The sequence below is a fragment of the Streptomyces sp. MI02-7b genome (assembly GCF_033793585.1).
In the GTDB taxonomy this organism is placed as follows: domain Bacteria; phylum Actinomycetota; class Actinomycetes; order Streptomycetales; family Streptomycetaceae; genus Actinacidiphila.
Window position 1 is genome coordinate 21,254 of the sequence record NZ_JARAWX010000028.1, and the last position, 14,918, is coordinate 36,171.

16 protein-coding genes are annotated in these 14,918 nt (G+C 70.1%); 5 read left to right on the forward strand and 11 right to left on the reverse strand.

Annotated elements, in window-relative coordinates; genetic code table 11:
- The first annotated feature begins 66 nt into the window (after positions 1-66).
- Positions 67-1,392 carry a PTS transporter subunit EIIC gene (locus PV364_RS33745; protein WP_319664444.1) on the forward strand — a complete coding sequence of 442 codons (1,326 nt, stop codon included), beginning with the start codon at positions 67-69 and terminating at the stop codon, positions 1,390-1,392.
- 119 nt (positions 1,393-1,511) lie between these two features.
- The gene (locus PV364_RS33750) at positions 1,512-2,765 is read left to right on the forward strand and encodes a PTS transporter subunit EIIC (protein WP_319664446.1); all 1,254 of its coding nucleotides are present in this window, start codon (positions 1,512-1,514) and stop codon (positions 2,763-2,765) included.
- 79 nt (positions 2,766-2,844) lie between these two features.
- On the opposite strand, the gene PV364_RS33755 is transcribed toward PV364_RS33750, so the two are convergent.
- The 8 genes from PV364_RS33755 to clpS all read right to left on the reverse strand — a co-directional run bounded on the left by PV364_RS33755 (position 2,845) and on the right by clpS (position 8,688).
- Positions 2,845-3,597 carry an MBL fold metallo-hydrolase gene (locus tag PV364_RS33755; RefSeq protein WP_319664447.1) on the reverse strand — a complete coding sequence of 251 codons (753 nt, stop codon included), beginning with the start codon at positions 3,595-3,597 and terminating at the stop codon, positions 2,845-2,847.
- A 238-nt stretch (positions 3,598-3,835) separates the two neighbouring features.
- Positions 3,836-4,786: a cysteine synthase gene (locus tag PV364_RS33760; RefSeq protein ID WP_319664448.1), complete on the reverse strand. Its 951-nt coding sequence runs from the start codon at positions 4,784-4,786 to the stop codon at positions 3,836-3,838.
- Entirely contained in the window at positions 4,786-5,073 is a 288-nt protein-coding gene (locus PV364_RS33765; protein WP_319664449.1) for a MoaD/ThiS family protein, read from the reverse strand. Before PV364_RS33765 ends, PV364_RS33760 begins: the two co-directional genes overlap by 1 nt.
- Before the next feature lie 128 nt (positions 5,074-5,201).
- On the reverse strand, positions 5,202-5,306 hold the full coding sequence (locus PV364_RS33770) for a putative leader peptide (protein WP_319664451.1): 105 nt from the start codon (positions 5,304-5,306) through the stop codon (positions 5,202-5,204).
- 66 nt (positions 5,307-5,372) lie between these two features.
- Entirely contained in the window at positions 5,373-5,798 is a 426-nt protein-coding gene (locus PV364_RS33775) for a M67 family metallopeptidase (RefSeq protein WP_319664452.1), read from the reverse strand.
- A gap of 83 nt (positions 5,799-5,881) precedes the next feature.
- Entirely contained in the window at positions 5,882-7,315 is a 1,434-nt protein-coding gene (locus PV364_RS33780) for an amino acid permease (RefSeq protein WP_319664453.1), read from the reverse strand.
- Between the two features lie 383 nt (positions 7,316-7,698).
- Entirely contained in the window at positions 7,699-8,274 is a 576-nt protein-coding gene (locus PV364_RS33785; protein WP_319664454.1) for a DUF2017 domain-containing protein, read from the reverse strand.
- Between the two features lie 102 nt (positions 8,275-8,376).
- Entirely contained in the window at positions 8,377-8,688 is a 312-nt protein-coding gene (gene clpS / locus PV364_RS33790) for an ATP-dependent Clp protease adapter ClpS (protein ID WP_319664455.1), read from the reverse strand.
- 82 nt (positions 8,689-8,770) lie between these two features.
- Here clpS and PV364_RS33795 point away from each other — a divergent pair, with 82 nt between their 5' ends.
- Both PV364_RS33795 and PV364_RS33800 read left to right on the forward strand, forming a co-directional pair.
- On the forward strand, positions 8,771-10,105 hold the full coding sequence (locus tag PV364_RS33795; RefSeq protein ID WP_319664457.1) for a nicotinate phosphoribosyltransferase: 1,335 nt from the start codon (positions 8,771-8,773) through the stop codon (positions 10,103-10,105).
- A 71-nt stretch (positions 10,106-10,176) separates the two neighbouring features.
- Complete coding sequence (locus PV364_RS33800; protein WP_319664458.1) at positions 10,177-10,770, forward strand: isochorismatase family protein; 594 nt, start codon at positions 10,177-10,179, stop codon at positions 10,768-10,770.
- 10 nt (positions 10,771-10,780) lie between these two features.
- Here the strand turns inward: PV364_RS33800 and PV364_RS33805 are convergent, their stop codons facing one another.
- Together PV364_RS33805 and PV364_RS33810 are read right to left on the reverse strand one after the other, a co-directional pair.
- Positions 10,781-11,110, reverse strand: a complete 330-nt coding sequence (locus PV364_RS33805) for a hypothetical protein (RefSeq protein ID WP_319664459.1) — start codon at positions 11,108-11,110, stop codon at positions 10,781-10,783.
- Positions 11,111-11,185: 75 nt separating this feature from the next.
- Positions 11,186-13,507, reverse strand: a complete 2,322-nt coding sequence (locus PV364_RS33810) for an immune inhibitor A domain-containing protein (RefSeq protein WP_415924637.1) — start codon at positions 13,505-13,507, stop codon at positions 11,186-11,188.
- A gap of 355 nt (positions 13,508-13,862) precedes the next feature.
- Between PV364_RS33810 and PV364_RS33815 the strand changes: the two genes are divergently transcribed.
- Positions 13,863-14,138 (forward strand): hypothetical protein, encoded by a 276-nt coding sequence (locus PV364_RS33815; RefSeq protein ID WP_319664461.1) that lies wholly within the window; start codon positions 13,863-13,865, stop codon positions 14,136-14,138.
- Positions 14,139-14,216: 78 nt separating this feature from the next.
- Here the strand turns inward: PV364_RS33815 and PV364_RS33820 are convergent, their stop codons facing one another.
- Positions 14,217-14,867 carry an RDD family protein gene (locus PV364_RS33820; protein ID WP_319664462.1) on the reverse strand — a complete coding sequence of 217 codons (651 nt, stop codon included), beginning with the start codon at positions 14,865-14,867 and terminating at the stop codon, positions 14,217-14,219.
- Between the last annotated feature and the right edge of the window lie 51 nt (positions 14,868-14,918).

Here is a 14,918-nt window from a genome sequence, read left to right on the forward strand (position 1 = left end):
GATGCATCTCTGACACAGCCGCGCCTCAACTGGTCTACACCACATTACCGCCAGGAGGTAGTGCCCATGAGCTCGGACGCCGCCGCAGGTCCGCGCCCCGGCCGCAGGTGGACGGGCACGCTCTTCCAGGGACTGCAGAAGATGGGCCGCAGCCTGCAGCTGCCCATCGCGGCGCTGCCGGCGGCGGGCATCCTGAACCGGCTGGGGCAGCCGGATGTGTTCGGCGCCGAGGGTCTGGGCTGGGACAACGTGGCGAGGGTGTTCGCCGGCGCGGGCGGTGCGCTGCTGGACGGCTCGCTGGGGCTGCCGCTGCTGTTCGCGGTCGGTGTCGCGATCGGCATGGCGAAGAAGGCGGACGGTTCGACGGCGCTGGCGGCGGTCGTGGGCTTCCTCGTCTATTACGGGGTGCTGCACCAGTTCCCGCAGGACTGCCCGCGGGGGACGGTGTTCGTGCAGGCGAGCATGATCAGCGGTGCCTGCATCCCGCCGGACACGCCCGCGGCGGCCGCCCCTGCCGCGTACCAGAACCCGGGGGTCTTCGGCGGGATCGTGATCGGGCTGCTGACGGCCTTCTTCTGGCAGCGCTACCACCGCACGCGGCTGGTGGACTGGCTGGGCTTCTTCAACGGGCGGCGGCTGGTCCCGATCATCATGTCCTTCGTGGCCATCGTCTTCGCGGCGCTGTCGCTGTGGGTGTGGCCGCCGATCGGGAGCGGTCTGACGAACTTCAGCCAGTGGCTGAGCGATCTGGGGTCGTGGGGGGCGGGCATCTTCGGTGTGGCGAACCGGGCGCTGCTCACGGTGGGACTGCACACGTTCCTGAACGTCTTCGTGTGGTTCCAGTTCGGCGACTGGACCAAGCCGGACGGCCAGGTCGTGCACGGGGACATCAACCGGTTCCTGCAGGGCGACCCGACGGCGGGGCAGTTCACGTCGGGCTTCTTCCCGGTCATGATGTTCGCGCTGCCCGCCGCGGCGCTGGCGATCACGCACTGCGCCCGCCCAGAGCGCCGCAAGGAGGTCGGCGGCCTGATGCTGTCGGTGGGTCTGACCTCGCTGGTCACCGGGATCACGGAGCCGGTCGAGTACTCCTTCCTCTTCATCGCGCCGGCGCTGTACGCGATCCACGCGGTGCTGACCGGGGTCTCGATGGCGGTCACCTGGGCGCTGGGGGTGCACGACGGTTTCAGTTTCTCGGCCGGTCTCATCGACTACGTCGTCAACTGGTCCCTGGCGACCAAGCCGTGGCTGATCATCCCGATCGGGCTGGTGTTCGCGGCGGTGTACTACGTGCTCTTCCGGCTGGTGATCACGCGCTTCGACCTGGCGACGCCGGGGCGGGAGCCGGAGGGGGTCGCGGAGGAGATGACACGGGACAACCTCAAGGCGTAGCGGAGGCGTCACCCTCCGAACTGTGGTCTAGACCACACGGAGCCAAACGTTCCTCTGCGCGTCAAGTGCATGTTAAGACTGGTCTACACCACTGAGTGGTTCAGACCAGGAGGAACTCCATGACGACCGCCACCACGACGGCGGCTCCCGCGGCGAAGAAGCGGGGCTCCGGCCTTTTCCAAGGCCTGCAGAAGGTCGGCCGCAGCCTCCAGCTGCCGATCGCCGTCCTGCCGGCGGCGGGCATCCTGCTCCGCCTGGGTCAGCCCGATGTCTTCGGGGCCGACGGCCTCGGCTGGGACAAGGTGGCGTCCGTCTTCGCGACTGCGGGCGGCGCCGTCTTCGACAACCTCCCGATGCTCTTCTGCATAGGCGTGGCCATCGGCTTCGCCAAGAAGGCCGACGGCTCCACCGCGCTCGCGGCCCTCGTCGGCTTCCTGGTCTACAGCAACGTCCTGAAGGCCTTCCCCGTCACCGAGGCGAAGGTCCAGAGCGGCGCCGACATCGCCGCCACGTACAACAACCCGGGCGTGCTCGGCGGCATCGTGATGGGCCTGCTCGCCGCCGTCCTGTGGCAGCGCTACCACCGCACCCGGCTGGTGGACTGGCTCGGCTTCTTCAACGGCCGCCGGCTCGTCCCGATCATCATGGCCTTCGTCGGCACCCTGGTCGGTGTCTTCTTCGGTCTGGTCTGGGAGCCCATCGGCGACGCCATCAGCAACTTCGGCGAGTGGATGACCGGGCTCGGCTCGGTCGGCGCCGCGCTCTTCGGCCTGATCAACCGTGGTCTGATCCCGATCGGCATGCACCAGTTCGTGAACTCGGTGGCCTGGTTCCAGCTCGGCGACTTCACCAACTCCGCGGGCACCGTGGTGCACGGCGACCTCACCCGGTTCTTCGCCGGTGACGGCAGCGCCGGACAGTTCATGTCCGGCTTCTTCCCGATCATGATGTTCGGCCTCCCGGCCGCGGCCCTGGCCATGGCCCACACGGCCCGCCCCGAGCGCCGCAAGGCCGTGCTCGGCATGATGCTCTCGCTCGCCCTGACCTCCTTCGTCACCGGTGTCACGGAGCCGATCGAGTTCTCGTTCATGTTCATCGCGCCGTTGCTCTACGCCATCCACGCGGTGCTCACCGCGGTGTCGATGGCGGTCACCTGGGCGCTCGGCGTCCACGCGGGCTTCACCTTCTCGGCCGGCGCCATCGACTACATCCTGAACTGGAACCTGGCGACCAAGCCATGGCTGATCATCCCGATCGGCCTGTGCTTCTCGGTGATCTACTACGTGCTCTTCCGCTTCGCGATCGTGAAGTTCAACCTCCCCACCCCGGGCCGCGAGCCCGAGGAAGAGGTCGAGGACCTCACCAAGGCGTAGCGACCGCGCCCGTACGGACGAGGCCCCCGCAACCGACCGGGTTGCGGGGGCCTCGCCCGTGCCGGGGGGCCGGGTGAGGTCAGATCTCGTAGACCGCGCCGGCCTTCGCCAGCTCGACCGGGCCGTCGTAGACCGCGCGGGCGTCGTCGAGGTTGACCTGGGGGTCGGTCCACGGCGGGATGTGGGTGAGGACCAGGCGGCCGGCGCCGGCGCGGTCGGCGTACTCGCCGGCCTCGCGGCCGTTGAGGTGCAGGCCGGGGATGTCCTCCTTGCCGTGCGTGAAGGAGGCCTCGCACAGGAAGAGGTCGGTGCCCTCGGTCAGGGTCAGCAGGGCGTCGCTCCGGCCGGTGTCACCGGAGTAGGTGAGGGTGCGGCCCGCGTGCTCGATGCGGAAGCCGTAGGCCTCGACGGGATGGCTGACCATGTCCGCGGTGACGGTGAACGGGCCCAGCCGGAACGCCCCGGGTTCCAGGGTGCGGAAGTCGAAGACCTCGCTCATGCACTTCTCGTCGGGCACGTCCCCGTAGGCGCTCGCGAGGCGGCGCTCGGTGCCGTCCGGTCCGTAGACGGGGATGGCGTGGGCGGGGCCGCCCTCGTGGCGGTAGTAGCGGGCGACGAAGTAGCCGAGCATGTCGATGCAGTGGTCGGCGTGCAGATGGCTCAGCAGGACGGCGTCGAGGTCGTAGAGACCGCAATGGCGTTGCAGCTCGCCGAGGGCGCCATTGCCCATGTCGAGCAGCAACCGGAAGTCGTCGGCCTCGACGAGGTAGCTGGAGCAGGCCGAGTCCGCGGACGGAAACGACCCCGAGCAGCCGACGACGGTGAGCTTCATGTGCAGAAACCTCCGTGGATTGTTCCGGGGGTCTTGCGTTGGCGCGCCACGATGCCCCATTCCGTAGGGGAATGGGGGGAGGGCGGGAGCGACCCGCCATGTGTTCTTGAGCGTAAGGCGCACGGGCTGCGCGTGCTCCTCTGCGGAGCCCCGTTGTGGGCGGAATCACCAGTACGGCGCCCTCGTCGCCGGAACTTCGCCGGGACGGGGGCGCCGCGAGGGTGTGGTGCGTGAGGCCTCAGGCCCAGAGCTGGCCGTGCAGGGCGGCGACCGCCGCCTCGGTGGACTCGGCGGTGTAGATGCCGGTCGACAGGTACTTCCAGCCGCCGTCGGCGACGACGAACACGATGTCGGCCCGCTCGCCCGCGCGTTCGGCCTTGCGGGCGACGCCGAGCGCGGCGTGCAGGGCGGCTCCTGTGGAGACGCCGGCGAAGATGCCCTCCTGCTGGAGGAGTTCACGGGTGCGGCGGACGGCGTCGGCGGAGCCGACGGAGAAGCGGGTGGTGAGGACGGACTCGTCGTAGAGCTCGGGGATGAAGCCCTCGTCGAGGTTGCGCAGTCCGTAGACCAGGTCGTCGTAGCGCGGCTCGGCGGCGACGATCTGCACGCCGGGGACCTTCTCGCGCAGGTAGCGGCCGACGCCCATGAGGGTGCCGGTGGTGCCCAGCCCGGCGACGAAGTGGGTGATCGAGGGCAGGTCGGCGAGGATCTCGGGGCCGGTGGTCGCGTAGTGGGCGCCGGCGTTGTCGGGGTTGCCGTACTGGTAGAGCATCACCCAGTCGGGGTGCTGCGCGCTGAGTTCCTTGGCGACGCGCACGGCGGTGTTCGACCCACCGGCGGCCGGGGAGGGGATGATCTCGGCGCCCCACATGGTGAGCAGTTCGCGCCGCTCGGAGGAGGTGTTCTCGGGCATGACGCAGACCATGCGGTAGCCCTTGAGCTTCGCGGCCATGGCCAGCGAGATGCCGGTGTTGCCGGAGGTGGGCTCCAGGATCGTGCAGCCGGGGGTGAGGCGACCGGAGCGTTCGGCCTGCTCGATCATGTGCAGGGCCGGGCGGTCCTTGACCGAGCCCGTGGGGTTGCGGTCCTCCAGCTTGGCCCAGACGCCGACCTCGGCGGAGGGGGACAGGCGCGGCAGCCGTACCAGCGGGGTGTTGCCGACGGCTGCCAGCGGGCTGTCGTACCGCATCAGGACATTCCACCGGCGACGGCGGGGAGGATGGTGACGCTGTCGCCGTCGGTCAGCTTGGTGGAGATGCCGTCGAGGAAGCGGACGTCCTCGTCGTTGAGGTACACGTTCACGAAGCGGCGCAGCCGGCCCGCGGCGTTCTCGTCGACGATGCGCTCGCGGATGCCGGCGTGGCGGCTGTCGAGGTCGGTCAGGAGCTCGTCGATCGTGCTGCCGCTGCCGTCGACGGCCTTGGCGCCGCCGGTGTAGCTGCGAAGGATGGTCGGGATGCGGACCTCGATGGCCATGCGGGGCTCCAGTCGGAAGGGGCGTCGTGTGGTGCGGACGGCGGTGCGGCGGCGTCCCGGTGCGCGCGGCCCCGCGGACGGGGTCCGGTGGGCGGTCCGGAGCGCGCGAGCGGGGTGCGGCCGGCGCGTCAGGGGCGGGGACATGCCGCGCCGGCGAGGCGGCACAAGTCGACGTACAGCCGCGCCACGAGCAGGGTGCCCGGCGCCTTGTCGCTCACGTCGTGGAGAACCATGGGGTCATCGTATCGATTCCCCCCTGCCGTCAGAGACGGTCGTCCCATGATGCGGACCGCGCTGTCTCAGATGTAGGCGTCGACGATCTCGACGGGTTCCTCGGTGACCTCGCCGTCCACGATCCGGAAGGAACGGAACTGGAAGGGCCCGGCGTCGTCGGTGTCGGCGGTGGAGACCAGCACGTAGTGCGCGCCGGGTTCGTTGGCGTAGGAGATGTCGGTGCGCGAGGGGTAGGCCTCGGTGGCGGTGTGCGAGTGGTAGATGACCACCGGCTCCTCGTCGCGGTCGTCCAGGTCGCGGTAGAGCTTGAGGAGGTCCCCGGAGTCGAACTCGTAGAACGTGGGCGAGCGGGCCGCGTTGAGCATCGGAATGTGCCGCTCGGGCCGGCCGCTGCCGGCCGGTCCCGCGATCACGCCGCACGCCTCGTCGGGGTGGTCGGCACGGGCGTGGGCGACGAGCGCGTCGTGCAGGGCACGGGTGAGGGTCAGCATGGTCGTCAGGATAAGCAGAGGCCCCCGTACGGGGGTACGGAGGCCTCTGCGCGGACGCCGGCCCCGAACCGGGCCGCGGGCGGCTACTCCTGGGCGAGGGCCAGCGGCGCGTCGGTGCGGTTGCGCCGCTTGGCGGCCTGGTAGCCGACGGCGAGTACGGCCGACCACACGAGCCACACGTACAGGCCGAGCCGGGTGTCGGCGTTGATCGCCATGAGGACGACGACCAGCACCAGGGCCGCGATGGCCAGCCAGTTGGTGACGGGCGCGCCCGGCATCCGGAAGTCGGAGGCGGGCAGCAGCCCGGTGCGGACCCTGGCCCGGTACCGCAGGTGCGCGGCCAGGATCATGATCCAGGTCCACAGTCCCGCGCAGGTGGCGACCGAGGTGATGTAGAGGAAGGCCTTGCCCGGCGAGACCACGTTGACGATCACGCCGATGCCCATGACCAGGGTGGACCCGACGAGCGCGGGCAGCGGCAGGCGCCGGCCGCTGAGGTTGCCCATGGTCCGGGGTGCCTCACCGTTGACGGCCAGGCCGCGCAGCATGCGGCCGGTGGAGTAGATGCCGGAGTTGCACGAGGACAGGGCGGCGGTGAGGACCACGAAGTTCATGATCCCGGCCGCGCCGGGGATGCCGACCTGGGCGAAGACCTGGACGAACGGGCTGACGCCGGGGGTGTACTTGGTCCAGGAGAAGACCGACAGCAGGACGATCAGCGCGCCGACGTAGAAGATGCCGATGCGGACCGGGAGGGTGTTGATCGCCTTGCGCAGGGTCTGCTTGGGGTTCTCGGCCTCACCGGCGGTGATGCCGACCAGTTCGACGCCGAGGTAGGCGAAGATGACGCCCTGCATGGCGAGCATGGCCTGCCAGGCGCCGTGGGGCGCGAAGCCGCCGTCGGCCCACAGGTGGGTGACCGAGGCGGTGTCGCCGGCCGCGGAGAAGCCGAAGGTCAGCACGCCGACGCCGATGACGATCATGGCGATGATGGCGGTGACCTTGATGGTGGAGAACCAGAACTCCAGCTCGCCGAAGAGCTTGACCGAGACCAGGTTCGCGACGAAGAGCACCACCAGCGCGACGGCCGCGGTGGACCAGACCGGGATCGCGGGCCACCAGAAGTTGAGGTACGCGCCCGCGGCCGTGACCTCGGACATGCAGGCGGTGACCCACAGCGCCCAGTACGACCAGCCGGTGGCGAAGCCCGCGAACGGCCCGAAGAACTCGCGGGCGTAGTCGGCGAAGCTGCCGGAGGTGGGGCGGTAGGTCAGGAGTTCGCCGAGGGCCCGCATGATAAAGAAGATCACCACGCCGGCTGCGGCGTAGCAGGCGATCAGGCTGGGTCCGATGTTCGCGATGCCGGTGCTGGAGCCGTAGAAGAGGCCGGTGCCGATGGCGCCGCCGATGGCGATCATCTGGACCTGGCGGGCGTTCAGCGCCCGCTTGTAGCCCTCCGCGGTCGCGGTTCCCTCGGCCCCGCTGCCGGACTCGTGCTCGACCTGCGTCGAGGTCATGTCTGCTGTGCCTTTCTCCATGCCCGGCCGGCCGTGTACGGCTCGGAACGGGCTCCGATCCCCCCGGATGGTTGGAGGTGCACGCCGGGGTCGACCGGCCACGCGACCGACCGCGACGTGGGTGGTGTCACGGCCGGTGGTCGAGGATTCGTATCACGGGGCGGGCGTCGGGCACGCAGCGCAAATGTGTCACACGCCACAGGCGGAGGCGGACAAAAGGTGCGCCGAATGGGAATGCGGCCGGTCGCGGTGTCGCGATCGTTATCCGGATTTGAGCGTCCTCTGAGCGGACGGCGAGGGGTGCGGCGGGGGTACGGCGGACGGCCGCGGGGCGAGCGGAGCCCGCTCGGCGGGCTCCCCGGTCACATCCGCGGGCTCCCCGGTCACACCTGGAGGGTGGCCACCAGGCTCTCCTGCAGACCGCCCAGCCACAGGTAGGCCAGGACGAGCGGCTTGCGCTCGTCGGAGTCGGGGAGGTGGTAGAGCTCGTTCTCCTCGTCGTCGGTGACCTCCAGCCGGGACCCCAGGGTCAGCCGCAGGTCGTTGAGGGTTCCGAGCCACTGCAGCGCCCCGGCCTCGGCCAGGGTCAGCACCGCTCCCCCGCGCCGGCCCGGGTCGAGCGCGTCGAGGCTGCGGACCACCGCGAGGGCGTCGCCGCGCTTGCGGGCGCGCAGGTCGTTCTCGGTGAAGCGGCGGAATTCCGCGGAGTCGGCCGTCTCCTCGTACGCGTCGGGGAACAGCCGGGCCAGGGCCGGGTCCCGCGGGGGCTTGGTCGGGCCGTCCTCGAAGAGTCCGGCGAAGGGGTCGGCCGGACCGCCGTCGTCGGTACCGCCGTCGCCGTCGCCGGGCCCGATCAGCTCCAGGAGCTGAACGGCCAGGTTGCGCAGGATGGAGATCTCGACCTCGTCGAGTGCGACGGCGGCGGTGCCACCGGGCGTGGACTCGAAGTACCCGGGCATGTGTGTCTCAGCCGTCCTCATGGTGCTCGGCGGTGGTGCTCGATGGTGGTGGTTGTCTGCGTGCGGTGCTCCGCGGGGCGGTGCCACCGCGCCGTGCGGTGCTCAGCGGTCCTGGGTGAGCGTGGCCCACAGCCCGTACCCGTGCATCGCCTGCACGTCACGTTCCATCTCCTCGCGGGTGCCGCTGGAGACCACGGCCCGCCCCTTGTGGTGGACGTCGAGCATCAGCTTGGTGGCCTTGTCCTTCGGATAGCCGAAGTACGCCTGGAAGACGTAGGTCACGTAGCTCATCAGATTGACCGGGTCGTTGTGGACGACGGTCACCCAGGGAACGTCCGGGGACGGCGCCTCGAAGGGGGCCTCGCTCGACTCGGTCCGTTCGATCTCTGCGGGGGCGACACTCACGGCACCCATGCTGTCACCAGATCCCGCCCGCAGGGAAACCGGCCTCCGAGAAATCGTCACTCTGACGAGAGTTGGGGGTAGCATCCTGGCCATGAGCTCTGCAGACCTGGGGCTGCCCGTGGCCGTCCCCTCCACCGCGCTCTTCACCGACCGGTACGAGCTGACCATGCTGCAGGCCGCGCTGCGCAGCGGCGCGGCCGACCGCCGTTCGGTGTTCGAGGTGTTCACCCGCCGGCTGCCCGAGGGGCGGCGCTACGGGGTCGTCGGCGGCACCGGGCGCCTGCTCGACGCGGTGGAGAACTTCCGCTTCGACGACGGCATCCTCGGCTACCTGGAGCGCGAGCGGGTCGTGGACGCCGCCACCTTGAGGTGGCTGGCGGACTACCGCTTCCGCGGCGACGTCCTCGGCTACCCCGAGGGCGAGGTGTACTTCCCCGGCTCGCCGATCCTGCGGGTGGAGGGCACCTTCGCCGAGGCGGTGCTGCTGGAGACCGTGGTGCTGTCGATCCTCAACCACGACAGCGCCATCGCCGCCGCCGCCTCCCGGATGGCCGTGGCCGCCGGCGGCCGCCCGCTGATGGAGATGGGCGCCCGCCGGGCGCACGAACTGGCGGCGGTGGCCGCCTCCCGCGCCGCCTACGTCGGCGGTTTCGTGTCGTCGAGCAACCTGGCCGCCGGCTTCCGGTACGGCCTGCCCACCATCGGCACCAGTGCGCACGCCTTCACCCTGCTCCACGACAACGAGCGGGACGCCTTCACCGCCCAGGTGGAGTCGCTGGGCCGCGGCACCACCTTGCTGGTCGACACCTACGACGTGGCCGAGGCGGTCCGCGCGGCCGTCGAGATCGCCGGCCCTGAGCTCGGCGCGGTGCGCATCGACTCCGGCGACCTGCTGCTGCTCGCCCACCGGGTGCGGCAGCAACTGGACGACCTCGGCGCCAAGGACACCCGGATCGTGGTCACCTCCGACCTGGACGAGTACGCGATCGCCTCGCTGGCGGCGGCTCCGGTGGACGCGTACGGCGTGGGCACCTCCGTGGTCACCGGCAGCGGCCACCCGACCTGCTCGATGGTCTACAAGCTGGTCGCCCGCGCCGCCTCCGACGCCCCGGACGCCCCGCTGGTGCCGGTCGCCAAGAAGTCGATGGGCGGCAAGACCAGCGTCGGCGGCCGCAAGTGGGCGGCGCGCCGGCTGGACGCCGACGGCGTCGCGGAGGCCGAGGTCGTCGGGACCGGGCCGGTGCCGGCGGTGCTGGCCGACCGGCAGCTGCTGGTGCCGCTGGTGACCGGCGGCGAGGTCGTCGCCCGCGAGCCGCTGGAGGCCGCGCGCACCCGGCACGTGGAGGCGCGCGCCGGCCTGCCGCTGTCGGCCACCCAGCTCTCCCGCGGCGAGCCGACACTGCCCACGGAGTACGTCACCTACTGAGGCGCCCTGCCGCGAAGAGGGCGCACTCCGTACAGTCGATGGACCGCGAGCAACGGAAGGACGGATCCCTGATGCACCGGGCACTGATCGTCGTGGACGTGCAGAACGATTTCTGCGAGGGCGGCAGCCTGGCCGTCGCCGGCGGCGCCGCTGTGGCCGCCGCGATCACCGACCTGATCGGGGACGGCACGGCCGGCTACCGGTACGTCGTGGCGACCCGCGACCACCACATCGAACCCGGCGACCACTTCTCGGAGCGGCCGGACTACATCCACACCTGGCCGGTGCACTGCGTGGCCGGTACCGAGGGCGTGGGCTTCCACCCCAACTTCGCCCCGGCGGTCGCCTCCGGCGCGGTGGACGCGGTCTTCGACAAGGGCCACTACTCGGGCGCGTACAGCGGTTTCGAGGGCACCGACGAGAACGGCACCGGCCTGGCGCAGTGGCTGAGCGGGCACGGGGTCAGCGAGGTCGACGTGGTGGGCATCGCCACCGACCACTGCGTCCGGGCGACCGCGCTGGACGCGGTCCGCGCGGGCCTGCGCACCCGGGTGCTGCTGGACCTGACGGCCGGGGTGATGCGGGAGACGACGGACCGGGCGACGGACGAGCTGCGGGCCGCCGGCGCGGAGCTGACCGGCAAGCCGGTCGTGGGCGCGGCGTAGATCCCGCGGGTCAGTGTGCGGCGGGGCGCCGGGCGGTCGGGCCCAGCAGGGCCGCGATGGACTGCCAGGCTTCGGCGGGGGCGGCCGGGATGCGCCGCCAGACCAGGCCGTCGGGGTGGTGCAGGACGGCGTTGATCTCGTCGCCGGTGGGCGGCTCGAGGTTGCCCGCCAGGCGGGCGGTGCGGAAGCCCAGGTTGCGCAACCGGGTCAGGGCGCGCTGCCGGTTCGCGGAGACGACGATCACCCGTATGTGGTCGTCCGGGGTGCCACCGGGCGAGGGGAGCCGGAGGGCGACGATGACGTCGCCGCTCGGGAGCCTGGTGAACCCGCCACTGGCCATGAGCACATGATCTGCGGATCGGCCCCCGTCCACCAGGGGACGGGGGCCGATCAGGTCATTTCGAGCGATGCGTGATCACTTGTGGGACGGGCCGACCTTGATCGTGATAGTGCTGCCGTCCCTGGCCTCGTGCACGATCGAGATGCGGGTGTTGGTGGGGGACACCTTCACACCGCCCGTCGGGTTCGCGGAGGACCAGTAGGTGTTCTTGTCGTCGAAGACCGGGTTCCCGGCCTGGCTCGGGATCCGGGTGGCGACGCCGTTCTTGTGCAGGGTGATGGCGTCGGTGCGGGACGTCGTGAACGTGGAGTCGTAGGCCTGCACGCGGTTGCGCTGCAGCGTGCCGTCCTTCCACAGCAGCGGCTTGGGGTGGGCGTCGATCGGGAGGATCTTGCCCGCGCCCGGGTGCGCGCTGACGTTGTTGTCGTTCATCGAGGTGTCCCACAGCCAGACCAGCAGGCCGTTCTGGTACGCGTAGTGCTCGACCCAGTTGTCCTTGGGAGCGGCCCAGCCGAAGTTGTAGGGGCCGACCTTGAGGGTCTTGTCGTACGAGACGTACTGCCGGTTCTCGGCGATGTAGTACTGCGGGTACTCCGAGGAGAACGTGGAGCCCTTGGCGGTGAAGCCGTCGGCGGTCCAGCCGTTGTCGCCGTTCTCGGCGCCGTCGCTGAACACGGTCGCGCCGTCGGCGGTCAGCGTGATCGCGTCGGCCAGGAAGCCCTTCTGGGCCACGCCACCGTCGCTCTGGTAGCGGAAGCGGAGCTTGACCGACTGGCCCGCGTAGGCGTCCAGCGGGAAGGCCATGTCCTGGTAGGTGGCCGCGGTGCCGGTCAGGGCCGGCTTGCCGCTGGCGTCGCGCGGGAGCGGGGCGCCGCCGATGGTGCCGTCGATCGCGGTCCAGGTGGCGCCGCCGTCGGTGGACACCTCGGTGTAGAGGTAGTCGTAGTTCTCCTCGATGTCGTACCAGCCCTTGAGGGCCAGGCTCGCGGAGGACTTGCCGGTGAGGTCGACGTCGCGGGTGAGGGTGTTGCTCAGGTTGTCACCGCTGCCGCTCCACCACTGCTTGCTGCCCTCGGCCGGGGTCGCCAGCTGCGTGACCACGGTCTTCTTGGGGAGCGTGACGACCAGGCCCTGCTTGTCCTTGGTGTTGTACTCCGAGACACCGAGGGTGGTGGTCGACTTCGTGCCGGCCTTGGCGGTGGCGTAGTTCAGCCAGCCCAGCTGGAGCTTGTCCCAGGCCGTCATGTCGCCGGGCAGGTCGCCGATGGCGTCCTTGCCGGTGCCGAGCCAGGAACCGGAGGACATCAGGGTCCAGAAGCCGGTGGAGTTCTCGGCGGTGTTGGTGGTGTCGTAGTGGTCCGGCAGACCGAGGTCGTGGCCGAACTCGTGGGCGAAGACGCCGAGGCCGCCGTTCTCGGGCTGCACGGTGTAGTCGCCGACCCACACGCCGGTGTCGCCGATCTGGGTGCCGCCGAGCAGGTTGCCGGCCGGACCGGTCGCGCCCGCGTCGGTGCCGAAGGCGTACCAGCGGTGCGCCCAGATCGCGTCCTCGCCCTGGGCGCCGCCGCCGGCGGACTCGTCCTCGCCGGCGTGCACGATCTGGAAGTGGTCGATGTAGCCGTCGGGCTCGTTGAAGTTGCCGTCGCCGTCGTAGTCGTAGCGGTCCCACTGGTCGTACTCGGCCAGCTTCGCCTTGATCGTGGCGGCGGAGTCACCGGCGGCCTTGCGCGCGTCGACCCACTTGTTCACCGCGTCGGCGACGAGGTTCCAGGTGCAGGTGTCGCACTTGTTGCTGCCGTAACGGGCCTCGTTCCAGTCGACCTTGACCCAGTCGGCGACCTCGCCGGCGACCGAGTAGCGACCGGAGGACTGCTTCTCGTAGTACTTCGCCATCGACTCCTTGGAGGAGGAGTGCGAGAAGTACAGGTCCTGGAAGTGCTGGCGGTTGTAGTCCGCCTGCCACGCCGTGCTGTTGTCCTTGCGACGGTCGGGCTTGGCTATCGTGTTGTGCGCGGGACCGGTCGTGCCGCCGTAAGCGGGGTCGGTCTTGTCGCCGAACTCGGCGAGGATCACGAAGATCTTGTCGGTCTTCTCGCGCTTGAGCTCGACGTACTTCTTCTTGCCGAGCTTCACCACGCCCGAGGCACCGCGGTCCTCGACCTTGGACTTGCCGGATATGACCTGCTCGATCGCCTGCTGGCGCTGGGACGCCTGACGCTCGCTCAGCGGGCCCTTCAGGTCGTGGGCGACACGCTCCGACCGAGCCGGGTCCTTGCGCACGACGCTGCGGGCCTGCGAGTCGGCCTGGGCTGCCGCGACGGGGAAGGCGGTGGCACCTATTGCGGCGATCGCCACGGCCAGAGCGGCGGATCTGATCGTCCGTCGGTGGCTTATCACTGTGATTTGACCTCCCTAGGGTGAGGCCATTGCACCGGAGTGACGTGAGAAAAGACAGATCTTGACTTGCTCATGACCGCCAAGTACGGTGAGCGACCGGTCCGTTGCGCATAGCGGACGAAGCGGCATGCCCAAGCGGCCGGACGACAGCGATCGTTGGGCCTTGCGGAGATCGCGATGCGACCCCTTGCGCCCCCCGTGCTTCCGCACCGTGGGTTAGGTCACGCTTACCGGACGTTCCGTCCGGGCATCCCGAAACGTAGAGTCGGTGGATGGCGTGCCACGTGTGAACCATCCGAAAGACCGCCCTGGCCGACGCTTCGACACCCTCGACGTACACAAGGACGGATCTGCCATGCCGCGTCCCACCCCCGCCCAGATCTCCTACGGTTCGGCGACCGTGGTGCTCTCGACCCTGGCGATGCTGCTGCTGTCCGAGGCACGTTCGGGCACCGGCGTCGCGGTCATCGCGGCCGCCGGGTTGCTGCTCGGCGTCCTGGTCGCCGTCACGGTGCCCATCCCGGCCGCCGGCCGCCGCGCCCGCGGTGCGCAGACCGCCACCCCGGTCCCGCGTCCCCGGGTGCGCAGCGCCACCGAACCCCGTGTCGAGGAGCACTCGTTGCACCACTGAGCGCTTCGCCGCACGTCCCGGCACGACAACGGCCCCGGAGCCTTCGCTCCGGGGCCGTCGTGCGAGTCCTGCCGCCGGTCAGACCTTGACGACGACGGTCTTGGCCGCCTTGTCGTGCCAGCACTGGCGGTACGGCTTGTCCCACAGGTGCCACAGCACGTTCAGCAGCGAGAGGATGACGCCCACGCAGGGCACCACGCCGATGAAGGAGTACACCGCCGCACGGCCCCAGGCCGCGGAGCCGGGAGGGCTGCCGTCGGCGAGCTTCGCGACGCGGATCTTCATGACCTTCTTGCCGATGGTCTGGCCGGTGGACTGCAGCATCAGGGCCTCGTAGACGAACTGGCCGCCGAAAACGAGCAGTTCGATGACGAGGAAGGCGCCGGTGTCCGTGACCGACGTGCCCGTCACCACCAGGAGGATGATCAGCGCCACGAAGAACATGCCGAAGTCGATCAGCCGGGCGAGGAAGCGCTGCCCGCTGTCGGCCAGCGGCGGCATGCCCGCCAGGGCCGGGTCCACGGGCATCTGGCCGTAACCGGCGGGCGGAGCCTGCGGGTAGCCGTGGGGCGACCCGGGCTGCTGCGGGAACGGCGGCGGCTGCTGCTGGTCATAGGGGTTCTGGCCCTGAGGGTGAGGCTGCTGGCCGTACGGATTCTGGCCGTACGGATCCTGACCCCCCGAGCCGCCCTGCGGGTAACCGTAACCGGGCGGTTGATTCGAACTCATAGAGTGAGTAAATCAGCCGGGCATGACCCCGCATAGTGGCATTACGTCACG

Coding starts and splice junctions, on each gene's coding strand:
- PV364_RS33820 (WP_319664462.1), bottom strand. CDS start 14,867: ATGAGTTCGAATCAACCGCCCGGTTACGGTTACCCGCAGGGCGGCTCG.
- PV364_RS33770 (WP_319664451.1), bottom strand. CDS start 5,306: ATGGTTCTCCACGACGTGAGCGACAAGGCGCCGGGCACCCTGCTCGTG.
- PV364_RS33755 (WP_319664447.1), bottom strand. CDS start 3,597: ATGAAGCTCACCGTCGTCGGCTGCTCGGGGTCGTTTCCGTCCGCGGAC.
- PV364_RS33750 (WP_319664446.1), top strand. CDS start 1,512: ATGACGACCGCCACCACGACGGCGGCTCCCGCGGCGAAGAAGCGGGGC.
- PV364_RS33760 (WP_319664448.1), bottom strand. CDS start 4,786: ATGCGGTACGACAGCCCGCTGGCAGCCGTCGGCAACACCCCGCTGGTA.
- PV364_RS33815 (WP_319664461.1), top strand. CDS start 13,863: ATGCCGCGTCCCACCCCCGCCCAGATCTCCTACGGTTCGGCGACCGTG.
- PV364_RS33775 (WP_319664452.1), bottom strand. CDS start 5,798: ATGCTGACCCTCACCCGTGCCCTGCACGACGCGCTCGTCGCCCACGCC.
- clpS (WP_319664455.1), bottom strand. CDS start 8,688: ATGGGTGCCGTGAGTGTCGCCCCCGCAGAGATCGAACGGACCGAGTCG.
- PV364_RS33765 (WP_319664449.1), bottom strand. CDS start 5,073: ATGGCCATCGAGGTCCGCATCCCGACCATCCTTCGCAGCTACACCGGC.
- PV364_RS33800 (WP_319664458.1), top strand. CDS start 10,177: ATGCACCGGGCACTGATCGTCGTGGACGTGCAGAACGATTTCTGCGAG.
- PV364_RS33805 (WP_319664459.1), bottom strand. CDS start 11,110: ATGGCCAGTGGCGGGTTCACCAGGCTCCCGAGCGGCGACGTCATCGTC.
- PV364_RS33745 (WP_319664444.1), top strand. CDS start 67: ATGAGCTCGGACGCCGCCGCAGGTCCGCGCCCCGGCCGCAGGTGGACG.
- PV364_RS33795 (WP_319664457.1), top strand. CDS start 8,771: ATGAGCTCTGCAGACCTGGGGCTGCCCGTGGCCGTCCCCTCCACCGCG.
- PV364_RS33780 (WP_319664453.1), bottom strand. CDS start 7,315: ATGACCTCGACGCAGGTCGAGCACGAGTCCGGCAGCGGGGCCGAGGGA.
- PV364_RS33785 (WP_319664454.1), bottom strand. CDS start 8,274: ATGCCCGGGTACTTCGAGTCCACGCCCGGTGGCACCGCCGCCGTCGCA.